Here is a 24,656-nt window from a genome sequence, read left to right on the forward strand (position 1 = left end):
GGCTTAATCGCAAACCAGCCTTTATCCTGCAAAGGAAAAAGGCCGGCGCGATTTCGATTTATCTATACGTGTAGAAGAATCGCATGAAACAGCGACACCCCGGAAATCGTCGTTGTTCAACGAGTACAGAGCGGGATGTCATAAGCTACTCAGGCACTTTCTTCTTGTTTTTTGTCTTTGCCAGTTTGGAGTTCAGGCACAACCTTGCTCTCCACTACTTGCTCAGTAATTACGCAACGAGTAACGTCATCACGCGATGGCACTTCGTACATCACGTCCAGCATAATGCCTTCGATGATAGCACGCAGACCACGGGCACCGGTATTACGTTTGATCGCTTCGCGGGCAATCGCCTGCAATGCGCCTGGCTCGAATACGAGTTCCACATTGTCCATTTCCAGCATTTTGGAATACTGTTTGGTCAGTGCGTTTTTCGGTTCAGACAGGATACGTACCAGTGTTTCTTCATCCAGCGGTTCCAGTGCAGAAATAACTGGCAGACGACCAACAAACTCTGGAATCAGACCGAATTTGAGCAAGTCTTCTGGAAGAACCATGCTCAGATATTCGCCGGCTTTCAGGTCTTTTTGACCTTGATTGTCGGAGCTGAAACCAATGACTTTTTTACCGATCCGGCGTTTGATGTATTGTTCCAGACCATCAAATGCACCGCCGACGATAAACAGAATGTTCGTTGTATCAATCTGGATAAATTCTTGATGCGGGTGTTTACGTCCGCCTTGCGGTGGAACAGAAGCAACCGTACCTTCCAGAATTTTCAGCAACGCTTGCTGTACGCCTTCACCAGATACGTCGCGGGTGATGGACGGATTTTCGGATTTGCGTGCCACTTTATCGATTTCATCGATATAAATGATGCCGCGTTCTGCTTTTTCTACATCATAGTCTGCTGCTTGAATCAGCTTCAGCAAGATGTTTTCTACGTCTTCACCAACATAACCAGCTTCTGTCAGGGAAGTCGCATCCGCAATCGCAAACGGCACATTCAAGATGCGCGCCATTGTTTGCGCCAGCAGTGTTTTACCAGAGCCTGTCGGACCAACGAGCATAATGTTACTTTTTTGCAGCTCGACGTCTTCAATTTTGCTTTGGGTATTGACGCGTTTGTAATGGTTATATACAGCAACGGACAGGGATTTCTTCGCTTGTTCCTGACCGATGACATATTGATCCAAAATGGAACGGATTTCTTGTGGTTTCGGAATGTCTTTGAGGTCGAGTTCTTCTTCATGACCCAGTTCTTCCTCCACAATCTCCGTGCACAGTTCGATACATTCGTCGCAGATATATACGCCTGGACCCGCTACCAGTTTGCGGACCTGATCCTGCGATTTACCGCAAAAAGAACATTTGAGCTGTCCTTTTTCATCGTTGAATTTAAACATGTCTACACCCCTTTTTAGCTTGTGACAGGACGGGTAATAACCTTGTCGATCAGCCCGTATGATTTGGCTTCCTCAGCATCCAGGAAGTAGTCACGATCCGTATCACGTTCAATTTTGTCCAGTGTCTGACCGGTGCGTTCTACATAAATCTGATTCAGCTTCTCGCGTGTTTTGATGATCCATTCGGCATGGATCTTCATATCGGACGCTTGTCCGCTAATACCGCCCAGTGGCTGGTGAATCATCACTTCGCTGTTAGGCAGCGCGAAACGTTTGCCTGGTGCGCCAGCTGTCAGTAACAGGGAGCCCATACTTGCGGCAAGTCCCATACAGATGGTCGACACATCCGGTTTAACGAATTGCATTGTATCGTATATACCCATACCCGCTGTTACAGAACCACCGGGAGAGTTGATGTACAAGTGGATATCTTTCTCCGGGTCTTCAGCAGCAAGGAATAATAATTGTGCGATAACAAGATTGGCTACATGATCATCAATCGCCGTATTCAAAAATATAATACGGTCCTTGAGCAATCTTGAGTAAATATCGTAAGATCGTTCGCCTCTACTGGTTTGTTCAACAACCATAGGTACCAGACTCATAGAACCAACCTCTTTCTTATCCAGGAATATGACGACGGGAATTGCATACATTGAAATACAGATGCAATTTCTATTTTAACATGTAGACTGCGTCATGTCATTTTTTCAAAGGTAAAGATTTGGAAAATATATCGCAGTCTACAAATGCATGACAGCAACTATTAACCAATTTCCGTACGCAAAAACCGTTATCTATAAACAAGTCCCTAAATAGGGAAAAATAAGGCACGCAGATTATACGTGCCTTATCAGTAGAGGTTGCACATTCATGCAACCGTACAGTATGCAATTGAATTATTCGGCTTTCTCAGCCACTGCTTCCACTTCTTTGCTGCTGTCAACCAGCAGTTCGATTGTTTTGCGCAGTTTGATTTCTTCGGAAAGACTTGCCAGGGAACCATTCGCACCCAGAATGCTGCGAACTTCTTCAGCACTGCGTTGGAATTGGGAAGCCATTTTTTCCAGCTCCGCATCCACTTCTTCGTCAGAAACTTCGATGTTCTCGTCTTTTGCGATTTGCTCCAGTACGAGGTTATTGCGTACACGTTTTGCAGCTTCTTCTTTCATTTGCTCTTTGAGGTCATCCGAAGTTTGACCGGAGAAGCTTGTGTACATTTCCAGGTTCATACCTTGTTGACGCAGACGGTTGTCGAAATCGCGAACCATGTTGTCGGTTTCGGAACTTACCATTGCATCTGGAATTTCGATTTCAGCGTTTTCAGCAGCTTTATCAACAACAGCTGCTTCTTTTGCTGCTTTTACTTCGTTTTCTTTGCGGGAAGCGATTTGTTGTTTCAGGTCTGCTTTGAATTCGTCCAGTGTGTCGAATTCACTAACATCTTTTGCAAACTCATCGTCCAGCTCAGGCAGGTTTTTGCGTTTGATTTCATGCAGTTTTACTTTGAACACGGCTTCTTTGCCAGCCAGTTCTGTTGCATGGTAGCTCTCAGGGAACGTTACCGTTACGTCTTTGAAGTCGCCAGTAGCCATACCAACTACTTGATCTTCAAAGCCTGGAATGAAGGAATTGGAACCCAGCTCCAGGGAGTAACGCTCAGCTTGACCGCCTTCAAATGCTTCGCCATCTACGAAACCTTCGAAATCGATAGATACGGTGTCGCCATTTTCAGCAGCGCCTTCTTCGATTACGGACAGTTCAGCATGACGTTGTTGCAGACGCTCCAGCTCGCTGGCGATGTCTTCGTCAGATACTTCAACTGCGGAAACAGGAACTTCCAGGCCTTTGTAGTCGCCCAGCTTCACTTCAGGTTTTACTGTTACTTTTGCTTTGAATTTGAAAGTTTTACCTTTTTCAAATTGCTCAATTTCGATTTCAGGACGATCAACAGGGAAGATATCTGTTTCGTCGATTGCTTCGGAGTATGCTTCCGGCAGCAGGATATCGATTGCATCGTTGTACACACTCTCGATACCAAAACGTGCTTCAAAGATCGAGCGAGGTACTTTACCTTTACGGAAACCCGGTACGTTCACGGATTTAACCACTTTGTTAAATGCTTTATCAATCGCTGCGCTTACACGCTCAACAGCGACTTCTACTTCAAGAACACCAAGGTTCTTTTCTGTTTTTTCCCATTTTGCTGTCATTTCAAGAATTCCCCTCCAACAAATATTTAACATGAATGATTTCGTTTAAATTGTACATTTTCACGTGCAGAATAACCACTATAGTATATACAACAATTCATGTTTTATCAAGTTCGTTTCTATATCCCTTCATGGGACGTTGTCATGCATACTGCACTCACGTACTCAGCGTGGTATTTGCCCGGATACGAACTGCTGCAATGCACGGTACGCTTGTTCATACCGGAATCGGATGCTGTCGGTGACGCCATACAGTGTGCGCGTCTCTTCCTCATCGCTAGAACCTTCCAGCGTCTCAGCAACCGTCTGATGCAAGGCTGCCGCCCACACATCAATCTCAGCATCATCGCCACGCGAGATGTACAGATAGTCCTGCGTACCGAAAATACTCATAATGAACTGCGACCACAGCTCCTGAGCAAAGTAGAACAGATTCGGCGCGCTAATTTCCGCCTTGTCAGATACCCGTTCCAGAATCTGAATAAAGGATAACGGAAACTCGGTCGGATCCAGCGGAACCGTCTCTACGTCCACATCAACGCGTTCATTGCGATGCATATAATGCACATTACCGCGATGACCACGGCGGCGCAACGTTTGCAGTACGCGGAATTGGATAAGCGGATGTAGCTGCCCATCCTGCTGTAGCCAGTCTACAATCTGTTCATCAATCTGTGGTTGCTCCAGATAAGATAGTTGCTCCAGCGCTAACAATGTGCGTTCCGATACAGGAAGCTCCATCGCAGTCTTGAGCAGCTTTTCTTCATACTGACGGTCTTCGGCTTGTTTGAGCCTAACTTTGTCCCGCATCAACTGCTCGTTATCAGGCGCTTCCTCTGGCTCGGATTCCATCTGCGCCATCGTTTGCTGACTGTAAGTCGCCTCTGGAAAAGTAGTCTGCAACCAGCCAAGCAGCGATTCCCACTCTTCTAGCTGACGTTCATCCTGTCCCTGACATTGCAGTAAAAACTGAAGCAGTTCCATCGCCTCTCGATAACGTTCCGTCTCCAACATGCTGGTTAATTCAACCTGATAATAATCCAGCGTTTTCGGAAACAGGACAACATTCCGATTATGTTCTGTATGTGAATGCGTTGAATCAGCGATAACGACACCTCCTGCACTTCTTGCTTCTTTATGCACAACTCCATGATTATAGCACAGCTTATCACAGCGCACAGCCGTGTTACACGTCTATACATACGTGGACTACTATTTTGTTTGCGACCTATTCATGTATTAACACACTGCATAGTAACGAAACGTCTGGCGTACAGATTGACTTTGGTAACAAGCATGCTTGTACAGAGTTGTTTGCGTTGCTGTATTTGGATAAAAATAGCTTGCTTTCTTTTACACCACATGTTAATATATTTTTGTTGCGCTTGAAACGTAAATTTTATATTTGTCCCAGTAGCTCAGCAGGATAGAGCAACGGCCTTCTAAGCCGTCGGTCAGGGGTTCGAATCCCTTCTGGGACGTCACAGAGAAAAGCATCTCCGTTTAAACGGGGATGCTTTTTTGTATATTCCGGTTTGGATATTCGCATATCTTGTTATGATCATTCAATACAATACACGCCACAGGTAAAAGGTAGCATACGACTCCCAGTTGCTCCAGCCTGCGGACAGCTTCAGCAATTCCTCGCGTGTTGGCTTTGCCGATGAACCGGTTAGATGACGAATTACATTATGAAGCCCCACATCATCAATCGGAAATGCAGACGGGATTCGTAGACAGCGCATGAGTACATAATTAGCAGTCCAAGGACCAATACCGCGAATACGAACGAGCATTTTCTCCGCTTCACGATATCCACCAGCAGCCAGCAATTTCTCTTTGCTCAGTTCTCCACTGGCAACAAGGCGAGCAGCATGAAGGATATATTCGCATTTTTTCACGGTCATATGCATCAATTCCAGATCGTCCATGTTAAGTTCTGCAATCCGCTCGGCTGTAGGGAAGATACGATACGTCTCTCCTTCGTATTCTACAGATTCGCCAAACGCTTCAGTCAAACGACATTTCAGCGTGTGTGCATAGCCGATATTGATCTGCTGACCAAGGATACCCCAGCATAATGTCTCAAATAGATCGGGAATCCCCATATTGCGTAATCCGTAAAAGGACTCCACCGCATGACCAAGCAGTGCGTCACTGCTGGCCAGTTTGTAGAACGGCAACAGATCGATACCCAGATCAAACCAATCACTCACATAGGCAGCTACCGCAGCACGTTCCAGTTCGTCGGTCGGTGCAGTATCGCCAAGAAATTGCACAACGATCTCACCCTGCTGCTCTTCAACGATACGCAGCAGTGGGCGCGACTCTCCAACCGCCAATGCTTTATACACATCGTGTTCGCCAACCGTAAACAAGCACTCGTTTGGCGAACTGCGTAAAAACTCAATATTCATGCGAAAGTTGAATTCAGCAGGTACAGGTAATATGAGACGATCGCCATGATCTTGCCATCGTCCATGCTGCTGAAAATGCTCAATTTCGGAAAGTGATAGTCCAGCGTAATAAGGTACTGCTGGCTGATCATCTATCCTTGATTTGGTTTCTTTTATATTGGAGTCATCATTTGAAGCATACGATGGATTATCTTTTGGATATGTCTGATGAGGTTGTTGCTGTTTGTCATAACCGGTCATAGTAGATCCTCCTGTGTTATATAACGATGTTCTCACAGTGTTATATACCCGATTTGACGACCGGTTGGACGATAAGACGTATGCAATGTACAGCTAACTGGTATAAGGTATGTGATTTGCTGTATTGTATCTTTTATTTGTCGTAAAAATGAACCAGTTGATCTACTTGTACGGGTAGCCCGGTACGAATCGACCGATTGGCAGCGATGCCTGTCAAAATTGAGCGCGCCCCATCGGTATGATTGGCGGCGCGATGAAAAGGATCATCCTTCGGTTCGCCAAATATATCATTTAATAATACCGGATCACCGCCACCATGACCGCCTGCTTGTTCTTCAACCTGTACTTCGTAAGGCTTATCAAACATAGGGTAGACAGTTATTTTTTTGCCTTCTAGTGCACCTTCGTCTGCTTTTTCACCACCAGCGTTAACGTACGATTTCTCTACAATCTCCATTTCGATACGTCCCTTTGTGCCGTTGAAGGCGATTCGGTATCCTTCCCACGGCATATAAGCGTTGAGCGAATAGGTTAGCATCGCTTGATTGCGGTAACGAACCACTACGCTCATCGTATCTTCAATGCTGATTCCGTCGCCAAATACGCTCTGATCACGTTGGTATCCATCCTCATGCTCGGCATCCAGATACATCGCTTTCAGATTATCATTCTGATCCAGATGCAGTGCAAACGGATCGTCCTTGGCATGTTCATTGCCTGTTGCCCGATTATAAAAGGACGTTTGTCCGCGCTGTTCGGCATTGTCACGTCCATAAAAGAGCAAATCGCCGAATGCAAATACTGTTTCCGGCTGTGAGTCAATCCAGAAATTGACCAGATCAAAATGATGGGTCGATTTGTGCACGAGCAGCCCGCCGCTATTGCGCTTGTCGCGATGCCAGCGCCGGAAATAATCTGCACCATGCTGTGTATTCAGCAGCCATTCAAAATGAATCGAAGTCACCTGACCAATCACACCATCGCGGATCAGCTCGCGTGCCTTCGTGTGATGCGGTGCATAGCGGTAGTTAAACGTCACTCTTACTTGTTTGCCAGTACGCTCTACAGTATCCAGAATTTGCTGACATTTGTGCTCGTCTACCGTCATCGGCTTCTCGGTAATTACGTTACAGCCTAGCTCCAGCGCCTGAATAATATAATGATGATGCGTTCGATCCACGCTCGTTACGATTACCTCATCCGGCTGCTTATCACGAATCATCTGCTCAAACTGGTCTGCACGGTACAGATCAATGGCAGGATGATCATACTTTTGCTGTAACAGTTGATTCGCGTATTGTGCCCGCGTCGTATTGATATCGCAAAAGGCTACCAGCTCTGCGGTTTCCCTAAAATCGCGTGCCATCGCTCCATAAAAAAATTCTGCGCGTCCGCCGGTGCCAACCAGTACATATCGCTTCTTGCTCATCTTGTTCTGCCTCCTGTTATCGTAAACTCACTTCTCCATCAGCTTAACAAAACAAGCGGGAACAATCGCCGCAAATGATGTCCTGTTTACAAATCCCGCATATTTTGTTGTATGATACTACATAAATGGATAACGCTTACATTGAAACGTACGAATGTATTGCATACATGTGTGACTTATATTTATCTGCTTTATTCAACAGCTTACTACCATCTTCACATTTGGAGGATAAACCTGATGACCCTAGATACGACGACTATGGATCTGCAAAGCAATCTGACGGATAGCCGGATGCCTGATGAGCTGGTGGGCGAATATGCGGCGCGACAGCATTATTTTGCAATGACGGATGAGCATCTGCATCCACATTATGAAATGTATATTTTGCTAGCTGGAGAACGGCAGTATTTTATTCGAGATCAGGTGTATACCGTTCATGCCGGAGATATTGTGTTTATTGGCAAGCATGAACTGCATCGGACACTGCCTGGTCAGCTGCCGGAGCATGAGCGAATTGTGCTCTACTTTAACGATACCTTTGCTACGAAACGACTAGGTGCATATGCCAATTGGTTGCTGACGCTTTTTGATCCAACGCATCCGGTATATCGTCCGCAGCATCGTCAACATATGTTGCACGAGATCATACAACAGCTGGTGCGCGAATTGAATACGCGTGCGCAGGGATATCAGCTTATGGTAGAGCAGCTAGCGATACAAATATTACTGCACTGCGCAAGACAGCCGTCAGATCAACCAACACGGGTTGATTCGTCATCACGGTCAGCGGTTCAGGGACAAATGTCCGCAGTCGCACGTCATATCCGCGAACATTACAATGAGCCGTTGCCGTTGCAACGACTGGCTGAGCAATGTCATCTCAGCCCTGCTCATCTCAGCCGTATATTCAAAAAAACGACCGGATTTCATGTAACCGAGTATATCAATACGATTCGAGTGCAGGCGGCACGGGAATTGCTGAGTCATACCGAGATGAGAATTATCGATGTCGCCGCAGCAGCAGGCTTTGGCAATGTTTCGCATTTTGGCAAAGTATTCAAGCACATATGTCACACCAGTCCACGCCAGTATCGGCAAACCGAACGCAAAAAACAGGCGTTACCGCAGCAATAATGCAGTAACGCCTGTTTGTAATTAATTGTCATGACGAATAGGGCGCGAATTGGATAAAAATAAAGCTCCGAGTAATACTAAAATAGCAATCGACCAGAGCATCGTATTCATCGCATTATCATAATCGACGATAATCAAACGGATGATCGCCGTGATGCCAATATAGATGAAGTAACGCAGCGGAAAATGAAATCCGCTTTTGAAATATTTGATGATCAAGGCAATAAACTCAAAGTACAGGAAAAAGACGAGCAGTGTAGCGGTAAATTCATACGATGTTGCTGCCTGATCATCCAGAAAGATAAAACTAAAGATATGCCAAGCTTCTTTAAATAGGAAAAAACAAAGTGTAAAAGCAACCAGCCCCAGCGTTACATTGAGTACAGCCTGTAAAATGGCGGGAATTTTGTACACATAGCGCATCCATCGATCCATTTATAATGCCTCCCGTTTTCACAGATATAGTGTTTTGACTTTTTGAAAAAATAAGAATGAATAAAGTATACAAGTTACTGAAATTCGCTGCAATGCCATCATTTTTTTACATTCAGATCGCTTTTATTATTGTGCTTCTGTGTACATTATATCGTCCATCCTAACAGCAAATATAAATGGCATATGTATTGCGGCAAGATCATGTAACGACAATAATATAAAATACATATATTGTAATTAATGGTTTTATTTTATTATATATACTTAATGTGTAATCCATATTAGACTAAGCTGGTAAGTCATTATAAAACGAAGGAGTGATTTACCGATGGCGCAACGCGAAGTGCATATTTCCGTAATTAATGTAACTGACAGTGAGCTTGTACTTGAAGACAAAACGGTGCTGGATCATGGAGAATGGGCGGTTTCACCGACCAATGTTCCTAACAATGCCAAGCCCGTGAATTTCGAGGCGGATTCGGACGGCTTTTCTACAGGTGTGGAAGGAACGATTTATTACAAGCTTCCGCAAGGAGAAATCACGTTATATTTTGATGATCCATTTGTTGGTTCAGACGGATTCTCGGCACAGAGCAGTTCACCTGCATACAACATTCAGGTGATTGGCGGCAGCGGTAATGTTTGTAATGTGACTTATCTGGTTAGCAATGCCTGAGTGCTCTGATTACGACCTTCATGGATAAGCCGCGAAATAATCGAAGTTATATTGTAAATGTCATGTATCCAGTTGGAAGATCTGACTGAAGGAACATACAAATGAACATAATGATGTACGCCAAAAAGCGTCTCCACTTAATTTACGGAGATGCTTTTTGGCGTAGGGTCTATTTTTTATATAGGATTTATGTTTTGCATAGGATCTATTTTGTATAGAATCTATAAAGGAACTGCTTTTTTGTGTACGATCCATTTTTTCGTGTTTTATGTCATTTTTGTATTCGTGTTTTTCGTAATGGATGAAATGGAAAACGAGAAAAATAGAATAACCAACTATGCTGACTTCTCAGACTATGTTCAAATTATTATGGTAAAAAAATATGGTAAAAAAACATCGCCCTCTTCGTCCAATAGTCCTATGATCAGCATTTTATACTATCTTTCTTCTACCTTCGATGCCAAATAGATAAAAAACATTTTAAAAAAAGGGACTTTTTATTCAAAAATGAGTTTAAATTGGGAAAATGTGTATTATAATATCAGTGTGCTTATTCATTAAATTACATACACAATATACGCACTACTTCATCTTACTCGTTTTGGAAGCGTACACACCGTTGCCATGCATACAAGATACAGGTTTTCTGAACCATTTCCATTCAAGATTCCCTACAGTAAAATATAGGAACTATTTATGTGCATATCAACGGGAGGGGATACAGAATGTCTAGACCCATCTCTGACGAGGAATTGGGACGCATCATTCAATCAGCTGACAACGATACCTCCGTATCCCTGAACACCCGGGAAGACGGACTTGCTGGCGATAGTAACAATGGTTGGATCAAAGTTAAGGATAACCGGATTCATGTCTTTTCACCAAAAGCAGGTGGCAAAATGGCATCGATCCGTGCTGTTCTACCCGTTACGCTCATTGTAAATGAGAATATCATTTCTGGTACTGCTCATGTGAGCGAAGAAGATGTAGTCAATTGGGAACTTCAACATACACCGATGTTCGAAATCAGTGTATCACCAGATCAGATGGAAGCGTACTTGACGCTGCATACCCGCGAACGGTTTGAATGGACGCTGGTTGATACGCCCGCAGCGAACCAGATGATCGTGCGTGCGATGCCAGACCAAACGCGCATCGTCGACACTGTACAATTCAAGCATATTACGAATGCGCTGGAACACCACGGCATTCGTAAACATATCGATAAAGTTGCCATTCTGGATGAATTGGAAGCACCCACTCATCAGCCGATCGTAATCGCGCGCGGGCAAGCCTCGATTCCCGGCACCGATGCGCGGCTGGAATTGTTTTTCCCGGAAAAGATTGAGACGATCTTCCACGAAGCGGGCGGGATTGTCGATTATCGTAGTCATCGCCGGATTCCATCGGTACATGAGGGCGAGATTGTCGCTGCCAAGCATGAACCGATACAGGGAATGCCGGGCTACGATGTATTCGGCAATGAACTGCTACCGCGTCCGGCACAGGATCTGGAAGTGGTAGCAGGAGAATTTGCTGAAATGAATGATCATGGACAGATTGTAGCGCTGCGCCCCGGTCGTCCGCGGATGACGGGTAAAGGCAATCGGCAGGTGATCGATATTTCCAATGCTTTTGTCGTAGATGGTGATGTTGATCTGCGAACAGGGAATATCGTGTTCGCCGGGGATGTGATTGTAAATGGAAATGTGACCGATCATATGATCATTGAATCGCTTGGCAATGTATATGTGCATGGTAATGTGTACAACTCCACTATTACGGCAACCGGCAGTATTTCGATTGAAGGAACGATTATTGGCGGGCGCATCTATTCTGGTTATTTTGGCGTGATGTTCAACCGGATGTATGCAGCGTCCAAGCAGCTCAGTCATGAGATTCGTCAGCTTGATCTGGCGGCGCATACGCTAGCGGAAGAAGTCGCTGCACGTCAGCAGACCGTACGTTATAGCCAGATGATTATGCTGCTCATCGAACGTAAATTCAAAACGATTCCTGAGCTATGCAAAGAATTATTGCAGGTATTTGCCAGTATTCAGCATGTGGATAGCCGTGAATCGGAGCAGCTCAAACATCATCTGCATTATTTTCTACATTCCGGTGCAATTCTGGAACAGGTTGATGAGCAGCAGATCGTATTGATTCGTGGGCTGCTGGATCGTCTGTATGCTAGCGTATCTTGTATGCAGGAGATTGAAGTCAATATCGAGCTGTACCGCTGTCAATCAAGTGAGATCAAGTCGAACGGTGATATTGTGATTACGCATGAAGGCGTTATGCAGAGCGAATTGTACTCAGCAGGCAGTATCGCTTTTATGAAGGAGCAATCCATTTGTCGTGGTTCCCGGTTACATGCGGAAGATCGGATTATTGCAGGAATGGTCGGTAGTGATGCGAATGCGGGTTGTATTTTGCAGGCGAAGAAGCATGTATATGTCAAGAAGTTGTATAACGGCTATATTATGATCGGCGATTATCGGCATCACGTATTGGAACCGGTTGAGGATCAGTTGTTTGATGAGGAGTATATGCAGAGTCGTCCGATATTCCATGCGGCGGGAACAGCTATGCAAAATATACCGAATGGACGAGCAATGATGAATGGACGTTAATCAAACGAACGTTAATCTAAAGTTATACGATTAGACAGTCCAGACTGTCCTAGATAGTAATATTAATAATTAGGCAGTATTTCAAACTACCTATACAAAAAAGCAGGCAGTTGTTGGTCATCAACAATTGCCTGCTTTTTCATTAGTATTGTCGTTTTACCTTCGGCTGCGGTTATGGATCGTTACAGTATTCTATGTGCTATATGATCGTGTTACATTACATTTCTTACAACTGCGGCACAGCTCGATACGCTTGCGGAATTCGCTCCAGCAGACCGTTTCCGTACAATTGATGGAACGGTTGCTCTGGCATATGAACATAGCCGATATAACATCCACACTGGCTCATCCCACATGGTCGTTTCTCTGCCATTTGCTCCAGTTCATGACGGTAAATGCTACCGATCACGCGCTTGTCCTGATAGCAGCGCTTCACGATTCCATTGCCCTGCACATAAAAGACCTGCTCGCCCGCCAGACAGGATTGTCCGAGACTGTCATAATCATTGAGATTATATGCAAAATACGGATCAATCTGCTGCAAATACTCCACTTCGCCGGGACGATAGTAGTTGGGGCGATCTTTGAACGCATTGATCCATACATACACATCATCAGGTAAACGTCGGCGCAGAGAAGCAATCGCTGCAAATGATTCGCGTAAGCCGACTGTACCAGCGCTAAAGGCAATGCCCTGTTCATACAGCGTCATACACTGTTCAAAAAATCGATCTTCCGTCGTCTCACCCGGATGATAGGTCGCCCAAAATGCAGCTTTGTCACGCTGCAATGCCGATGTCCAATCCAGCTTGACTGACAGATTCGTCTGAATCGCAATCTTATCCACATGCGGTAGCTGAGACAGTTTCACCATCGCCTGTCGATACCAGCTGTGCACCAACCCTTCGCCATATGGATTAAAGAAGATCGACAAACGGTGTCCCCGACTCTCCTGCTGACGCACCCAGTTTACGAACTTGTCCAATTGCTGACGATCACGCGCTAGCGTTTCGCGGCTGTCCACTCGTTTACTAAACGGGCAGTAAGGGCAAGCGTAATTACAAGATGACAGGCTGCCGCGATAATATACCGAAGCTTGCATGCCTGAAGCGATGGCAGGTCGATAGGAAGCAGCCGAAGAGGGAGCGGAAGCTGATGATAGGAATAATGGCTTGTCGCTCATACGCCCTCGTATCCTTCCATCAAAGCATACACATCCGGCGAGATCAGCCAATCGCCAATGCTGTCCGACAGTGCCATACCGCGCGGCGTCAGACGCAGCGTAGTAGGATGCTCCGAGATTGATCGAACAGGCTCAGCCTGTGTTGCCAATACCAAAGCGTTGGTCGGTACAACGGTCGGTATCCACTCCGCAAGCCCCGTCCAGATCAGTTGTTTCAGATCGGGAAGATCATCAAGCAACCAACTGCCAAAGCGCTCATAATAATCCAGCTGCTGCAAGCCTTCGCGATGCAGCAATGCTTTTAATACAAAGCGACGGCGACGTTCCTGCTCATTGAGTACAAAGCCGTAATCGGCAGTGTCGTATCGCTCAGCGGCAACATAGTCAGCGATAATGCTGCGCGTTGCTGCTGTCGTGACGCCATAATGCGAAGCATAATGCACATTGCGCGTATACGAGCGCGCCCCGCAGCCCATGCCGACCATGCCTTCCTCCTGACAGCTGTACGGCAACAATGTCTTCGTCGAATGAAACGGACGGGCAAAGCGGCGCATCGAATACTGTATATATCCTGCCTGCTCCAATTTCTCCCTTGCCGCCTCATACAGCTCCATCCGAATATCATGCTCCAATCCGGTATGACCCGGCTTGAGGATCGTATTCTCACGCACATATAACGGATATAGAAAAATCTCACCCGGTTCAAATTCTAGCGCTTGTTCGAGCGAATATAGCCATGAATCTATCGTTTGACCCGGCAGACCGTAGATCAGATCGACATTAAGCAGTGGAAAATCATACTGATTGAGCATAACGAGTGCTTGCCGCGCCAGATCAGGATTTTGCGGACGATAGATCGCCTTGCTCTCCTGCTCGATAAAGCTCTGAATACCCATACTAACCCGATCCACGCCCCAATGTTTCAAAATCTCCATACGTTCTTCGGTTACCGTTTCCGGCGACGTTTCCACCGAGATCGAGGACGTCTGTACATCTAGCCCCATAATATCCTGCGCAATCACAAACAATCGATTCAATTGCTCCGGTTCCAGCAATGTCGGTGTCCCTCCACCAATCGCAAATCGTGAAAAGGGACTGCCCGCCATAATCGGCGCCCACTGCATCGCCTGTCGTTCTAGCGCATCCACATACTGCTTATGTACATCCAGCCTTTTGTCAGGCAACGTAAATAAATTGCAAAATCCGCAGCGTGCTCCGCAAAACGGAATATGCATATATAGAAAGTAACTGTCCAGTTGTTCCTGTTCCCACAGCTGCTGTAGCGGATAGGGCGGATTCAATTCACGATACGCCGTCTTATGCGGATAAGAATACAGATAGGAACGATACGGTGCAGCCGATAGCTGCTGTTCCCACTCCCGCAATTCAGATGTCCATTCGTGAGGTGCCAGCGCGCGCAGCGGCGGGTTCATTTGCTTCTGCATCATGAGATCACACTCCTCCGGTTTACGATTTTACAGAAAAAATTCACGATACGGTACATTCCAGACTACTTCATGCGCCAGCCGATGTCCTTCATACCCATCTTCACCATACGCCGTTCCATGATCGGAAAAGACGAGACACAGCACTGGACGCTCCCGCTCACGTAAGGAAGCAAACAATCGTCCCAATTCCCCATCTACATAACGCAATGCCGCCCGCTGACTCTCTACCGAATCACTACGGTTATTGGGAATATAATAGTGATTCGGTCCATGAATCGCCGAAACATTCATGAATAGAAACAGCTTGTCCTGCTCTGATATGCCATCCAGTAATTTCAGCGCATGATCCACCTGATTGGCAGTAGAATTAGGATTGGTCACCCCAAAGTTCATACGCCAGTAGCTCTGTTGAAAATACCCCGGCAGAACGCGGGACAACTTGTTCTTTTTCGTAAAAAAAATCACGCCGCCGATGCAGATCGTACGGTATCCTTCCTGCGCCAATCCGCTTACGATATCCGGTGCATCGAATAACCAAGTGTTGGGATGAGTACGCAGCCCGCTATGCTTGCCATGAAATAAACGGACATGCGATGCCTTATCTGTATTAGCAGGCGTAGGTAGAAATCCACCAAAAAACGCATGGTGCGCCGCATACGTAAAGCTGCCCGGCGTATGCCGCTTCTCCCACCCGCCGCTTTCACATAGATGGGGACAGTTGTCCTGCTCTAGTACCGCGACATCATAACGAAGCGTATCAAGCGTAATCATCACAATATCGTGACTGCCTACAATATCATTCATATTTAGCATGCGTGCCTGTTTCCTTTCCTGATTGCCTATCGTTGCTATCGTCTCCTGCTGTCTGCTTAACGTTCCAATTGCCGTAGCAGACAATCCAGCTCCCATTCATACGGGCTCATGCCCCGGTGACGAATATGATACAGCAGATCGCCAAACGGATTCACATCCATAATGAGCGGACGACCGCCATGTTGTGGCACCAGTACATCCATGCCAGCGCAAAATGATCCTGCAAAGCATGACAATGCCTGCATCGCCACTGCCGAGATGCTGTCTACGGTCTGCGGCGGCAATTGACAATCTTCCAGCACAATACGCTCATTGCGCAAATGCAGGTTTGTGATTGGCGTTCGACTCAGACGCGCTACCGCATGTCCAGCTCCTTCACGACAAACGAGCTGACGTACATCATACGCCTTGCCGTTGATCATATCTTTGCTAACCCAGCGCTCCACATGTATACCTTCCACCGCCAGCCAATCTACAATCCGCCGGATATCATCATGCTGCGTATATCGAATCAAGCGCCCTGAATTGTAAAAGATCGTCTCGCCATTCACCTGCTCCATCCCAATCGTCGTCATCGCAATCTCGGCACCTGTATGTGGCTGATACTGATATGCGATTACGCCCGATGCTGCCGATCCGCAAAACAGCTTCACAAATACACGACGAGCATATTGCTGCTTCAAACTCTGATGCAGATGCTCATAGCCTGTAATACTCGTGATCGTATCGGTCGGCATATGAAAACTCTGACCTGCATGATGCAGCTGTTGACGTAACGTTTCATAATTAGATTCGCCAGATTGCCATTCACTATGCAATGCTCCATGATCTTGCATGGACAATATCGGCGGCACGGCTACTCCAGCAGTCGCCAGATGATGCGAGCACGCCCTTTTATCAAACATAAGCGCTACATCAGCTGGTGCATTCAGCCATTGCGCTTGCGGCATATGCAAAGACACCTGCTGCTGCAACCATGATAATAGTCGACAGTACCCGCGAAACCACTGCGCTGGATAAAAGATACGTCCATGCTGTGGCGGCAATGTTCTCGCCTGTGCAGCAGGGATACAATGCCCTTCGGTCAGCTGATCCAGCGGCACCAGATCATCATCATTCCAGCCTTCCGCATCTTCCGCTCCTAACGCAATCAATCCACGCTCCACAGCAAAATCATCGCCCGGTGCATCCAGACGCAGCAACAACGGCTGCTGCTCATCTGCCAATACAGCCTGCTGGCGGTTGCTCATGCCTTCCATCACTTCCGGTAACGACTCGCCTGCACGAATAGCGTGCAGCAATCGGACATACGGTACTTCCAACGCAGCGGCGCGTCCATGATAAGACAGGGCCTGCTGCCAGCCTGCGGTTCGTTTATTGCCCGGATTGCCAAATAAAATATGGTTAGTCGTGCGAGATAAGGTGGCTGTCATTATTCCGTCAACGCCGGATAGCGCCACTCCTCACCTAGATCCTGCTGCTCACCCGTACTAACGTTGAGACCTGTACGGCGCCAGCGGTTTAGCATCTCATCAGACATATAATGGTAGTTCAGATTTAGATGTTTAAGCTGACGAATCCCCTCGCTGTTGATCAGCGCTTCGGCTCCTTTGTCAGACAACGTGCCTTCGGACAAATCCAGTTCTTCCAGCTGAGACAGCACCGGTGCACTAGCTGCCGCAATGGCAATCTCATCCTGCAATTCACTATCCTTCAAGCCAAGATATACTAATTTCGGAAATGGATTATTATTCAGAAACGGCAAAATATCCTGCTCCAGATCGCCGTCAAATCCGTAATCGTCTACACCGAGATACAATTCCAGCTTACGCAGCTCCGGCAATGTACCATGATACACAGCTTGCAGTACACTCGCTGGCAATCCGCCACAAATAATGCTCAATTCTTTCAGATTGTGATGCTCCAACGGATTCAGCTCCAGATCGGTACTGCCTTTGACGATAAACGTTTCTAATTGTGGATAAGCGGATAGCAACGGCCCCAGATTACTCTGGTTAATCCAAGACACCTCACATTCCTCAAAGCTCATATCACCAATGAACAGCTTGCGCAGATTGGGAAATGAACGGCTCGCTTGTATTAAGACTGGCAGGAAATCATCCGGTGACTGCTCGTATGCACCGCCCCAGTCTCCGATGATCAGACTGGTCAGAGCATTGCTTTTCTCCGAGTCGGCAGCTAGTTCCTCAATTAGCGGTGCCAGTGTCTTCCCGTCCTCATGTGCATCAAAATCAATACTCAACTTCACTTCCATCGTATGTACATCCTCCTGTCACACCGGATGACCGGCATAGTATGGTGCTACTTCCAATTTTACAATACGGCAATTGTCGAAATCAAAAGATACAGTTTCACCACATATTCATTTCGAAAAGAAAAGCCATGCTGCGGTGATGATGCTTCCGGTCATGTCCGTCCGACTCTTCTACCTCTACCTGCATCAATTGCAACGAAAAGGGAATGAACGGCGGCTTGACCTGAAACGGTTTCCCGCGCATGGCTGTGCTAGTTCTTGTATCCAGTTACACTTCCAGTTGTAGCTGAGCGATCAGCTTGCGCAGCGCGGCGCCGCGGTGGCTGATGCTTTGCTTTTGTTCTATTGTCAGATCCGCCATCGTCTTCTGCTCAGTCGGCAGATAAAATAACGGATCATATCCAAAGCCGCTATTGCCTGACGGCGTAGTGGTAATCCAACCTTCTACCGTGCCTTCCGCTGTCCATGTCTGATGACTGGACGGATCATACAGTGCCAGGCTGCATACAAACCGTGCAGGACTGAGTAATGGTTGCTCGGTATCTTCACCCAGTTGTAATTGCTCCAGTGCATTCAGCAGCTTGGCATTGTTATCAGCATCGGTTGCCTGCTCACCCGCATAACGGGCAGAGTAGACACCCGGTTCGCCATCCAGACGATCCACACACAGACCGGAATCGTCCGCCAGCACAGGCACGCCAAGTGCATCGGCAACGATTTTGGCTTTTTTGAAGGCATTTTGGGAAAAGGTTGTCCCGTCTTCCACAATCTCCGGCAAATCAGGATAATCGAACATGCTGCGTACCTCAAAGCCGAGCGTGGCAAACGCATGCGCGAATTCCTTCACCTTGCCTTTATTTTTGGTTGCTACAATGACGATTTTGCCGGAAAGGACACTCATACCTGTGCGCCCGCCTGACCGGTACTGATCTTCAATGCAATCGGCCCCAAAATTTCTTTTTGCGCTTCGATCATAGTCAATACGCCCTGCTCACCAAGCTCTAGCATCTGATCCAGTTCCTTGCGGGTGAACGGACGCTCTTCGCCAGTGCCTTGCAGCTCGACGAATTCGCCTTTGCCCGTCATGACGATATTCATATCAACTTTGGCTTTGGAATCTTCTTCATAGTTCAAATCCAGTACGGCACGATCGCCGACTACACCTACGCTGACCGAAGCCAGATAATCAGTGATCGGGAAACGAGCCAGCTTGTGCTGAACCGCCAGTTTGTCGATTGCCATCGCCAGCGCGACAAACGAACCGGTGATGGAAGTTGTGCGTGTACCGCCATCCGCCTGAATGACGTCACAGTCAACTGTAATCGTGCGCTCGCCCAGTGCCTGCAAATCAACAATCGAGCGCAGCGCGCGACCAATCAAGCGCTGAATTTCCATCGTGCGTCCGCCCAGCTTGCCTTTGGCAGCTTCACGCTGATTGCGGGTTTGCGTAGCGCGTGGCAGCATGGAATATTCTGCGGTGACCCAGCCTCTGCCCTGTCCTTTCATAAAATGGGGAACCCGTTCTTCGACCGACGCGGTACACAGTACTTTGGTGTCGCCGACTTCGATATACACGGAACCTTCCGCGTATTTGTTCACATTGGGAGTTATTTTCAAAGGGCGCAATTCATTTTGCTGCCGTCCGTTGATTCTCATCGTTGTATGCCTCCTGCTTCTTATTCGCTTTTCCATTTTAACAAACATGGGGGGTAAAAGCACTCTAATAAAGTGTGGGGGTGCTGGAGAGTGTGCATGGAACGCTGCGGGAAGGAATAAGGGGACGTCCTCCGGTGGAGCCGCGGGAATCTTTGGATTAGGTAGAAAATGAAGATTCCCGCCCCTCCAAAGCAGTTAAGATATTTTGCTTTCGCAAAAATCACTTTTCATTGAACCCCGTGTTTGAAGAACACAAACACTAGAACTCGTCCTTTCCCCTTATTTCCTTCCCTCCGCTCTGTGCAACTTGCGCCAGTATGGTGGTCGAGGGGGCAGATAAGATCTTTTAAGAGTTTGGTGCGGTGAATTTGGGGCTTTTGTTGGTGGGATGTATTGGTGCAATGTACTGATAGGATGTATTGGAAAGTATTTGTAGGGTGGGTTAGGGATTAATAGCTTTGACGTTCGGGGGTTTGGTGGCGTGATTGGTGACTGATGGGGGAGTTGGTGGGTTGGTTGGGGATGTGAGGTTTAAATATGGTATAGGTACGGAGAGGTAGGAATTGATGTGGAAAGAGGCGATGATGATGGATAGCAATTCTTCGGGGAAAGTGCCTTATCGTTTGAGTAGTTTGAATGTGGGGCAGGCGACGTTGGAGTGGTTGGAGAAGCGTGGGGTGAGTATTCGGGAGATTGGGGAGCTGGTGTTGTTTTTGCAGCAGGGGTATTTTCCGGATTTGACGATTGAGGAATGTGAGCAGAGTGTGAAGAAGGTATTGATGAAGCGTGAGGTGCAGAATGCGTTGTTGACCGGGGTGCAGCTGGATATCCTGGCGGAGCAACGGCAATTGATCTCGCCGCTTCAAGAGATGATTGAGAATGATGAAGGATTGTATGGCGTGGACGAGATTTTGGCGTTTGCGATTGTGAATGTATATGGTAGCATCGGATTTACGAATTACGGGTATATCGATAAGCTGAAGCCGGGTGTACTCGGACGGCTGAATGATAAAAGTCTGGGACCGATCCATACGTTTTTTGATGATATTGTTGGCGCGATTGCGGCGGCAGCCAGTAGTCGGATTGCACATGGACGGCGAATGGAGCAGGAGCTGCATCAGGATACAGGCAGTATGGAACTGCCAGAGGATGATGAAACGAAATAAGGCAAGCGATGACGATCACGATTATTTGGAAAACGGATGGCACGTATCCTATCTCTGTTTCTTCGAAATTTGTTCAAAAAAACGCCAGTTTCTTTGCCGTTGTATGCTAGCTGCGTTCACCAGAAGTGAGCATAGCGGTACATATCGGGTGCAAAGAAGCGGGCGTTTTTACTGTAAAGCATGCACATACGCTTAGCGCATGATCGTATGCGATTCTTCTTCGTGCTGGTCATGCGAATCGCCTTTGCGGTTGCTCAGCTTGATATCCGGGCTGCGCAGGTTGAATTTGCGGCGCTGGCGTGCCTTATGCTCGGCTTCGCTATCGCTGGCAAGCGAGCGCAGTACAATGAGCCAGACGAGGCACAGAGCGGTAAATACATATACAAGCAATAAGGACAATAATCCTTCATAGTTACGAGTAGACAATCCGGACAGCATCAGTAGTCCAAGTACCGGAAACAACAATGCCGACAAAAAGCGTGGTGGCAAATGGGAGCCATTGCGGCGTGAAGCTAGCAGTGACGGTACGATATAAGCAAGCGTTGTATAAAAAGCGATCAGAGCAAATCCGTTACTGAGCCTGCCAGCGTACGTAGTAAACGGAATCAGCGCGGCGGACCAGCCCTGATAGACGGCGATATTAATCACACTGACGATTCCTTGCACAATAGTGAACGATAGTCCCAGATATACAAGAACCGAACGGATTCGATACCAGTTCGCCCCTTTACGCTCGGCGAGAATAGCCAGACTGCCAAACAGTCCGATCATGGCACTGACCAGTAATGATAAATAAGCGACCAAACGTAGTCCCTGTACTGCAATATCGATCCATGTGCTGTCTGCATTGTTCATGGTGAGGCCCCTTTCATCTCCGGGCTGAAATCAAACATACGGCGTTGAAGCGTTACAGTTAGTTTACGTTCGATAGCTTAATCCCTGATGAAATTGTACTTAATTCCAGTTAAATCCCGACGATAATGTCAAAGATTCTATGATATAATCGAACGAGAATACGACCGGAACGGAATATAATAAGGAAGAACCTGCACATGAATCTGCGCCTGTTGGATGAGACGATCAGGCGGCAGCAGCAGGAACAGATAATAACTATTGGGGGCTTGGCTGTATGTCGGACGAAGTAAACCGAATTCACCGGATTCCATTCCGAAAAATAAGCAGCATGCTGCATATCAAACAAAAAATTGTGAATGTGTATCCTGATCATGCTAGTAAAATGGTAGTCGTCGAAACGGAAAAGTTATCCCGCAAAATGGACACGGTTGTCATTGAAGTCAAAAACAATTATCTCGATATCGTGACCTTGACTGCTGCCGAGTATAATCAGCGTCCATCAGAGCTGTATGTTGCCGATAAACTAAAATCATTGCTCGATGAAGCAGAGCGCGATGCTTTATTGCATAGTTTGCAGTCTACCATTCGTCATACCGAAATTCAACTTGACCGCCAAACGTCATCACCGGATGAGCATGAGCAGGCAGAACAGTTTTTGACTCATGCCCGGCGCGCACTATCAAAGCTGACTGAGCGGCTTTGAGCATGATTTTCACGGTATTAAGCAAGTACAATCTATCCAACATGTTTCAGCGTATTCTACTGCCGCTGCTCATCATCCTGACGATGGCATACAGCGTTCATACGTTGTACGCGAATCTTATCGCTGATCCTCATGCCAGCGATTTTTTAAGCGTAAAAAAGGAATCCAATCAACCTACCAATCTGCCATTATGGCTCAATATTATGTATGTGCATGTGCTATTTGCCTGTCTGGCGCTAGTGTGCGGCGCTTTTAACTTTTCATCGTATCTGTTGCGTCGTTATCGTCGCTTGCACCGGGCAAACGGCTATCTGTATGTGATCGCGATTTTGCTAGTCGATCTGACTTCCGGTTATCTCGCGCCCTACGCAACCGGTGGCAAAATAACGAGTATTCCATTCAATCTCGTTAATATCGCATGGATCTGGATTACGATCATAGCGCTGGTGCAGATCAAAAAAGGGAATATTCAACGCCACCGCCGCTGGATGGTGCGCAGTTATCTGTTTTGTTTTACAAATATGTTTATTCATAGTATCGAATGGCTATGCCAGCATGTGGTAGGCATGAGTCTGCTGACCAGTTATGTAGTGGGTGTGTACGGAGCGATTGTATTGAATGTTCTCATTGCAGAAAGCATCAATACAATCTGGTTGCGTGGATCGATCCATCCAGATCATGTGTACCAAAGATGAAATCAGCAAAAAGAGCGGCATCTCCACTACACTATCATGATGGTATCGCGTCATGATGTGCAGCGGGATTGCCGCTCTTTTGGTATTCTATGTTGCGTAGATGATGTGACCATTCTGCTCTTCATGCCGGATTCTGCCGCAACGCTCCAGCTCTGCCAAATGCGCCAGTGTCTCTGACATCGCAAATCGCAGTTGATGCAAAGACAGCTTGCTGTTGAACAGACCGATGCAAATGTCATACCCGCTGGACGGTTGCTGACGGAGCATATGCTCCATTTTGTCCAATCGTTCACTATGATGCTCCAGCAGCTTGATCGTGCGTTCTTGAAATGCGGTAAAGGGACGACGATGTCCGGGGTATGCCTGCTCTACTTCATACTTGCCTAGCTCATGCAATCCTTGCAAATATAAATGCAGCGGATGTGGATCGCTGCCCGGAATCAAGCTAATATTCGGCGAAATCTGCGGCAGCACGGCATCTCCGCAAAAGATCATTTTCTGTTCCGGCTCATAAAAGGAAATATGACCAGCCGCATGACCGGACGTCTCAATCGTTTCCCATGTGCGTCCGCCCATTTGCAGCGGCTGTCCGGGTACGATGATGGATGTGTGCGGCTGCGGTGTGACCTGTGAAATGAAGCTATGCAGATGATCCGGCAGCTGTGAAGTAATCTCGTCTGGCATCCCGTTACGATTAAACTGCAACACCAGATCATGCGCTGCTGTACTGTCCAATCCCCATGAACGAATCGCTTCCGCTTGCGCCTTTTCCGACAACCATACAGGAATACCCGTCTGCTGCTGAAACCAGCCAGACATGCCGTAATGATCCGGGTGATGATGCGTTAGGACAATCGATTGTAGCGCTGACCACGGAATATCCAATTGTTGCAGTACATCATGCCATGCCTGCTCATTGTCGGCTGTACGCGGTCCCGGATCAATAATACTCCATCCATCCGCTCCGCCGACCAGATAGCTGTTAACCCAGCGTAATGGATAAGACATGGCAATTTTGACCTGAATAATCTCGTGTTCCCAATATGTAATCTCCGGCAGTTGCATACTTCCAAGCCCTCCACTTCTCAAATGCCCAGCCTTCTTCGCGATCATAACTCGTTCCTCATCATGACAACTACGTTCTTCATACTGACGCTAATTGGTAACGCTCTCCCAAATAAGGACAGCATATCATGATCCTTATCAAAATCAAATGCAATCCCAACACAAAAACCCTTCTCATCCTACCGTCTGCCCTTCAGCAGCAGGTATAGATTCG

The 24,656-nt window shown here is 47.0% G+C and carries 22 protein-coding genes and 1 tRNA gene; 7 read left to right on the top strand and 16 right to left on the bottom strand.

All coding sequences use genetic code 11. From position 1 onward, the window contains the following. Positions 1-149 precede the first annotated feature (149 nt). The 4 genes from clpX to ACDE64_RS18340 all read right to left on the bottom strand — a co-directional run bounded on the left by clpX (position 150) and on the right by ACDE64_RS18340 (position 4,633). On the bottom strand, positions 150-1,406 hold the full coding sequence (gene clpX, locus ACDE64_RS18325; protein ID WP_367062897.1) for an ATP-dependent protease ATP-binding subunit ClpX: 1,257 nt from the start codon (positions 1,404-1,406) through the stop codon (positions 150-152). A gap of 14 nt (positions 1,407-1,420) precedes the next feature. Continuing rightward, on the bottom strand, positions 1,421-2,011 hold the full coding sequence (clpP, locus tag ACDE64_RS18330) for an ATP-dependent Clp endopeptidase proteolytic subunit ClpP (protein WP_411343535.1): 591 nt from the start codon (positions 2,009-2,011) through the stop codon (positions 1,421-1,423). 294 nt (positions 2,012-2,305) lie between these two features. Beyond that, complete coding sequence (tig, locus tag ACDE64_RS18335) at positions 2,306-3,619, bottom strand: trigger factor (protein ID WP_411343536.1); 1,314 nt, start codon at positions 3,617-3,619, stop codon at positions 2,306-2,308. A 165-nt stretch (positions 3,620-3,784) separates the two neighbouring features. Next, positions 3,785-4,633, bottom strand: a complete 849-nt coding sequence (locus ACDE64_RS18340; RefSeq protein ID WP_411347790.1) for a hypothetical protein — start codon at positions 4,631-4,633, stop codon at positions 3,785-3,787. 393 nt (positions 4,634-5,026) lie between these two features. On the opposite strand from ACDE64_RS18340, the gene ACDE64_RS18345 reads away from it, so the two are divergent. Beyond that, positions 5,027-5,100: transfer RNA gene (locus ACDE64_RS18345), tRNA-Arg, on the top strand. An 84-nt stretch (positions 5,101-5,184) separates the two neighbouring features. Here the strand turns inward: ACDE64_RS18345 and ACDE64_RS18350 are convergent. Both ACDE64_RS18350 and ACDE64_RS18355 read right to left on the bottom strand, forming a co-directional pair. Beyond that, positions 5,185-6,276, bottom strand: coding sequence for a DNA-3-methyladenine glycosylase family protein (locus ACDE64_RS18350; RefSeq protein WP_411347791.1), 1,092 nt, complete (start codon positions 6,274-6,276; stop codon positions 5,185-5,187). Positions 6,277-6,409: 133 nt separating this feature from the next. Further along, complete coding sequence (locus tag ACDE64_RS18355; protein WP_411347792.1) at positions 6,410-7,705, bottom strand: Gfo/Idh/MocA family protein; 1,296 nt, start codon at positions 7,703-7,705, stop codon at positions 6,410-6,412. A 237-nt stretch (positions 7,706-7,942) separates the two neighbouring features. On the opposite strand from ACDE64_RS18355, the gene ACDE64_RS18360 reads away from it, so the two are divergent. Continuing rightward, complete coding sequence (locus ACDE64_RS18360) at positions 7,943-8,839, top strand: helix-turn-helix domain-containing protein (protein ID WP_411347793.1); 897 nt, start codon at positions 7,943-7,945, stop codon at positions 8,837-8,839. Between the two features lie 21 nt (positions 8,840-8,860). On the opposite strand, the gene psiE is transcribed toward ACDE64_RS18360, so the two are convergent. Continuing rightward, positions 8,861-9,274, bottom strand: a complete 414-nt coding sequence (gene psiE, locus ACDE64_RS18365; protein WP_411343541.1) for a phosphate-starvation-inducible protein PsiE — start codon at positions 9,272-9,274, stop codon at positions 8,861-8,863. Positions 9,275-9,602: 328 nt separating this feature from the next. Between psiE and ACDE64_RS18370 the strand changes: the two genes are divergently transcribed. Both ACDE64_RS18370 and ACDE64_RS18375 read left to right on the top strand, forming a co-directional pair. Then, positions 9,603-9,950 (top strand): aegerolysin family protein, encoded by a 348-nt coding sequence (locus ACDE64_RS18370; RefSeq protein ID WP_411343542.1) that lies wholly within the window; start codon positions 9,603-9,605, stop codon positions 9,948-9,950. A 725-nt stretch (positions 9,951-10,675) separates the two neighbouring features. Next, positions 10,676-12,583 (top strand): DUF342 domain-containing protein, encoded by a 1,908-nt coding sequence (locus ACDE64_RS18375; protein WP_411347794.1) that lies wholly within the window; start codon positions 10,676-10,678, stop codon positions 12,581-12,583. A 226-nt stretch (positions 12,584-12,809) separates the two neighbouring features. Here the strand turns inward: ACDE64_RS18375 and ACDE64_RS18380 are convergent, their stop codons facing one another. The 7 genes from ACDE64_RS18380 to rph all read right to left on the bottom strand — a co-directional run bounded on the left by ACDE64_RS18380 (position 12,810) and on the right by rph (position 19,958). Next, positions 12,810-13,685 (bottom strand): STM4011 family radical SAM protein, encoded by an 876-nt coding sequence (locus tag ACDE64_RS18380; protein ID WP_411350335.1) that lies wholly within the window; start codon positions 13,683-13,685, stop codon positions 12,810-12,812. A gap of 77 nt (positions 13,686-13,762) precedes the next feature. Further along, positions 13,763-15,214, bottom strand: a complete 1,452-nt coding sequence (locus tag ACDE64_RS18385) for an STM4012 family radical SAM protein (RefSeq protein WP_411347795.1) — start codon at positions 15,212-15,214, stop codon at positions 13,763-13,765. Between the two features lie 27 nt (positions 15,215-15,241). Then, positions 15,242-16,027: an STM4013/SEN3800 family hydrolase gene (locus ACDE64_RS18390; protein WP_411347796.1), complete on the bottom strand. Its 786-nt coding sequence runs from the start codon at positions 16,025-16,027 to the stop codon at positions 15,242-15,244. A 56-nt stretch (positions 16,028-16,083) separates the two neighbouring features. After that, positions 16,084-17,460: an STM4014 family protein gene (locus ACDE64_RS18395; protein WP_411347797.1), complete on the bottom strand. Its 1,377-nt coding sequence runs from the start codon at positions 17,458-17,460 to the stop codon at positions 16,084-16,086. Next, complete coding sequence (locus tag ACDE64_RS18400) at positions 17,460-18,302, bottom strand: STM4015 family protein (RefSeq protein WP_411347798.1); 843 nt, start codon at positions 18,300-18,302, stop codon at positions 17,460-17,462. Before ACDE64_RS18400 ends, ACDE64_RS18395 begins: the two co-directional genes overlap by 1 nt. 268 nt (positions 18,303-18,570) lie before the next feature. Further along, complete coding sequence (locus tag ACDE64_RS18405; RefSeq protein ID WP_411347799.1) at positions 18,571-19,203, bottom strand: XTP/dITP diphosphatase; 633 nt, start codon at positions 19,201-19,203, stop codon at positions 18,571-18,573. Beyond that, entirely contained in the window at positions 19,200-19,958 is a 759-nt protein-coding gene (gene rph, locus ACDE64_RS18410; protein ID WP_411347800.1) for a ribonuclease PH, read from the bottom strand. Before rph ends, ACDE64_RS18405 begins: the two co-directional genes overlap by 4 nt. A 566-nt stretch (positions 19,959-20,524) precedes the next feature. On the opposite strand from rph, the gene ACDE64_RS18415 reads away from it, so the two are divergent. After that, entirely contained in the window at positions 20,525-21,124 is a 600-nt protein-coding gene (locus ACDE64_RS18415; protein WP_411350336.1) for a phosphatidylglycerophosphatase A, read from the top strand. A 192-nt stretch (positions 21,125-21,316) separates the two neighbouring features. Here ACDE64_RS18415 and ACDE64_RS18420 read toward each other — a convergent pair whose 3' ends face one another. Beyond that, a complete protein-coding gene (locus ACDE64_RS18420; protein ID WP_411343549.1) occupies positions 21,317-21,979 on the bottom strand; it encodes a hypothetical protein in 663 nt (220 codons plus the stop codon). 274 nt (positions 21,980-22,253) lie between these two features. On the opposite strand from ACDE64_RS18420, the gene ACDE64_RS18425 reads away from it, so the two are divergent. Beyond that, on the top strand, positions 22,254-22,682 hold the full coding sequence (locus tag ACDE64_RS18425; protein ID WP_411343550.1) for a hypothetical protein: 429 nt from the start codon (positions 22,254-22,256) through the stop codon (positions 22,680-22,682). Positions 22,683-22,684: 2 nt separating this feature from the next. Beyond that, positions 22,685-23,377: a DUF2306 domain-containing protein gene (locus ACDE64_RS18430; protein ID WP_411346845.1), complete on the top strand. Its 693-nt coding sequence runs from the start codon at positions 22,685-22,687 to the stop codon at positions 23,375-23,377. Positions 23,378-23,464: 87 nt separating this feature from the next. Here the strand turns inward: ACDE64_RS18430 and ACDE64_RS18435 are convergent, their stop codons facing one another. After that, a complete protein-coding gene (locus ACDE64_RS18435; RefSeq protein ID WP_411347801.1) occupies positions 23,465-24,490 on the bottom strand; it encodes an MBL fold metallo-hydrolase in 1,026 nt (341 codons plus the stop codon). Between the last annotated feature and the right edge of the window lie 166 nt (positions 24,491-24,656).

Source organism: Paenibacillus sp. WLX2291 (assembly GCF_046603665.1).
GTDB lineage: Bacteria > Bacillota > Bacilli > Paenibacillales > Paenibacillaceae > Saccharibacillus.

What these genes read in the sequence shown, in the direction of transcription:
- clpX (WP_367062897.1), bottom strand. Translation starts at nt 1,406, where the DNA reads ATGTTTAAATTCAACGATGAAAAAGGACAGCTCAAATGTTCTTTTTGC.
- clpP (WP_411343535.1), bottom strand. Translation starts at nt 2,011, where the DNA reads ATGAGTCTGGTACCTATGGTTGTTGAACAAACCAGTAGAGGCGAACGA.
- tig (WP_411343536.1), bottom strand. Translation starts at nt 3,619, where the DNA reads ATGACAGCAAAATGGGAAAAAACAGAAAAGAACCTTGGTGTTCTTGAA.
- ACDE64_RS18340 (WP_411347790.1), bottom strand. Translation starts at nt 4,633, where the DNA reads ATGTTGGAGACGGAACGTTATCGAGAGGCGATGGAACTGCTTCAGTTT.
- ACDE64_RS18350 (WP_411347791.1), bottom strand. Translation starts at nt 6,276, where the DNA reads ATGACCGGTTATGACAAACAGCAACAACCTCATCAGACATATCCAAAA.
- ACDE64_RS18355 (WP_411347792.1), bottom strand. Translation starts at nt 7,705, where the DNA reads ATGAGCAAGAAGCGATATGTACTGGTTGGCACCGGCGGACGCGCAGAA.
- ACDE64_RS18360 (WP_411347793.1), top strand. Translation starts at nt 7,943, where the DNA reads ATGACCCTAGATACGACGACTATGGATCTGCAAAGCAATCTGACGGAT.
- psiE (WP_411343541.1), bottom strand. Translation starts at nt 9,274, where the DNA reads ATGGATCGATGGATGCGCTATGTGTACAAAATTCCCGCCATTTTACAG.
- ACDE64_RS18370 (WP_411343542.1), top strand. Translation starts at nt 9,603, where the DNA reads ATGGCGCAACGCGAAGTGCATATTTCCGTAATTAATGTAACTGACAGT.
- ACDE64_RS18375 (WP_411347794.1), top strand. Translation starts at nt 10,676, where the DNA reads ATGTCTAGACCCATCTCTGACGAGGAATTGGGACGCATCATTCAATCA.
- ACDE64_RS18380 (WP_411350335.1), bottom strand. Translation starts at nt 13,685, where the DNA reads ATGCAAGCTTCGGTATATTATCGCGGCAGCCTGTCATCTTGTAATTAC.
- ACDE64_RS18385 (WP_411347795.1), bottom strand. Translation starts at nt 15,214, where the DNA reads ATGATGCAGAAGCAAATGAACCCGCCGCTGCGCGCGCTGGCACCTCAC.
- ACDE64_RS18390 (WP_411347796.1), bottom strand. Translation starts at nt 16,027, where the DNA reads ATGCTAAATATGAATGATATTGTAGGCAGTCACGATATTGTGATGATT.
- ACDE64_RS18395 (WP_411347797.1), bottom strand. Translation starts at nt 17,460, where the DNA reads ATGACAGCCACCTTATCTCGCACGACTAACCATATTTTATTTGGCAAT.
- ACDE64_RS18400 (WP_411347798.1), bottom strand. Translation starts at nt 18,302, where the DNA reads ATGGAAGTGAAGTTGAGTATTGATTTTGATGCACATGAGGACGGGAAG.
- ACDE64_RS18405 (WP_411347799.1), bottom strand. Translation starts at nt 19,203, where the DNA reads ATGAGTGTCCTTTCCGGCAAAATCGTCATTGTAGCAACCAAAAATAAA.
- rph (WP_411347800.1), bottom strand. Translation starts at nt 19,958, where the DNA reads ATGAGAATCAACGGACGGCAGCAAAATGAATTGCGCCCTTTGAAAATA.
- ACDE64_RS18415 (WP_411350336.1), top strand. Translation starts at nt 20,525, where the DNA reads ATGTGGAAAGAGGCGATGATGATGGATAGCAATTCTTCGGGGAAAGTG.
- ACDE64_RS18420 (WP_411343549.1), bottom strand. Translation starts at nt 21,979, where the DNA reads ATGAACAATGCAGACAGCACATGGATCGATATTGCAGTACAGGGACTA.
- ACDE64_RS18425 (WP_411343550.1), top strand. Translation starts at nt 22,254, where the DNA reads ATGTCGGACGAAGTAAACCGAATTCACCGGATTCCATTCCGAAAAATA.
- ACDE64_RS18430 (WP_411346845.1), top strand. Translation starts at nt 22,685, where the DNA reads ATGATTTTCACGGTATTAAGCAAGTACAATCTATCCAACATGTTTCAG.
- ACDE64_RS18435 (WP_411347801.1), bottom strand. Translation starts at nt 24,490, where the DNA reads ATGATCGCGAAGAAGGCTGGGCATTTGAGAAGTGGAGGGCTTGGAAGT.